Below are 1,589 nucleotides of genomic sequence, written 5' to 3'. Positions count from 1 at the left end.
AAATGTAGGCAAAAGCCTTAACGAAGTCAGAAGTCAGAAGTCAGAAGTCAGAAGTTAACCCACCCGTGCCCCTCCCAGGAGGGGAAGTAGGGGATTTGAGCAAACCTCCAAAAATATTGCGCCTTTTAAGGCGGGGTTTTCGACCCACATTATTTTGATAATAAATCTCACAGGGTAAAATGAGAGAATAATTATCACTTGTGGATATAATTATCATATTTTTTTAGTTTACTGAGGAAGTTTTAAGTTTTGCAGGTAACTTTTCTAGGAACTAGCTCTGGTGTCCCGACGCGATCGCGTAATGTTTCGAGTGTTGCTTTACGTTTGCCTCAACGGGGAGAATTATGGTTGTTTGACTGTGGGGAAGGAACTCAACATCAGTTTCTCCGCAGTGAACTTAAGGTCAGTCAACTGACTCGTATTTTTATTACTCATATGCACGGCGACCATATTTTCGGTTTGATGGGGTTATTAGCTAGTTGTGGTTTGGGGGGGAATGTGAAAAGTATCGATTTATATGGCCCTCCTGCTCTGGAGGATTACTTGCAAGGTTGTATTCGATATTCTCAAACTCGTTTGGCTTATCCTATGAAGGTTTACCAATCTAGACCTGGTGTAATTTATGAGGATGATGAATATGTTGTTAGTTGTGGTTATTTAAAACATCGGGTTCCTGCTGTTGGTTATCGGGTAACGGAAAAAGACCGACCGGGACATTTTGATGTGGAAAAAGCTAAGGCTTTGGGTATTCCTCCTGGTCCTATATATGGCAAGTTAAAACGGGGTGAGTGGATTACTTTGTCTGATGGACGGAGGATTAGTGGGGCAGATTTATGTGGAGCACCTCAGATTGGCCGGAAGTTTGTTTATTGTACTGATACTGTTTTTTGTGATGGGGCAGTGGAACTAGCACAGGATGCAGATTTACTTGTTCATGAGGCTACTTTTTCTCATCGGGATGCTGACATGGCTTTTCAAAGATTACATTCTACTTCGACTATGGCTGCACAGGTAGCTTTGGCCGCAGGTGCTAAACGTTTGATGATGACTCATTTTAGCCCTAGATATGCTCCTGGGAATCCAATTTTGTTGGATGATTTGCTACAGGAGGCCCGTGCTATTTTCCCTAATACTGATATGGCTCATGATTTTCTGAGTTTTGACATCCTCCCGACGCTTCTGTAGGAGGCAGTTTGAGCCTTTTTTAACTGGTAAGTTATTTCCGCTATCCTACACTAGTTTTCCTTACCTTCTCAGTCGATGATATGAAGACCTCAAAATTTATTCTAAACTCTAGTTTTCAGTTGAAAATGCTCAAAAAGCTAGTATTTTGGGCTGACTATGGCAGAAAAATCAAGGGACAATTCTTACTCCTACTGACTCCTCACTCCTCACCCTGCTAAAAGACTTTTTCAGTAGTTTTTTGATCGCTGAAGCAAATACCTCATAACTATTAGGGGCATTATTGGTACTTAGGGTTTGCTGATTAAATATCAAAGTCTTTACTGATATTGGTTTTAGCCTTTTTAGATCAGAAATATAGCAGTGAGCGCTGGTATATTTACAAATTGCAGGATTTGCCCAATAGC

At 41.0% G+C, this 1,589-nt stretch carries 2 protein-coding genes; one reads left to right on the top strand and one right to left on the bottom strand.

Annotation, left to right across the window (positions count from 1 at the left end; translation table 11 throughout):
* The first annotated feature begins 249 nt into the window (after window positions 1–249).
* The gene (locus AC3DU7_RS29565; protein WP_488042817.1) at window positions 250–1,185 is read left to right on the top strand and encodes a ribonuclease Z; all 936 of its coding nucleotides are present in this window, start codon (window positions 250–252) and stop codon (window positions 1,183–1,185) included.
* A gap of 168 nt (window positions 1,186–1,353) precedes the next feature.
* Here AC3DU7_RS29565 and AC3DU7_RS29560 read toward each other — a convergent pair.
* On the bottom strand, window positions 1,354–1,589 hold a 236-nt coding region (locus tag AC3DU7_RS29560), incomplete at its 5' end, for a hypothetical protein (RefSeq protein WP_488042816.1).

It is taken from the genome of Okeania sp. (assembly GCF_983059655.1).
Note: the sequence above shows the minus strand (reverse complement) of the source record. Positions and strands in the feature narration are given on the sequence as shown.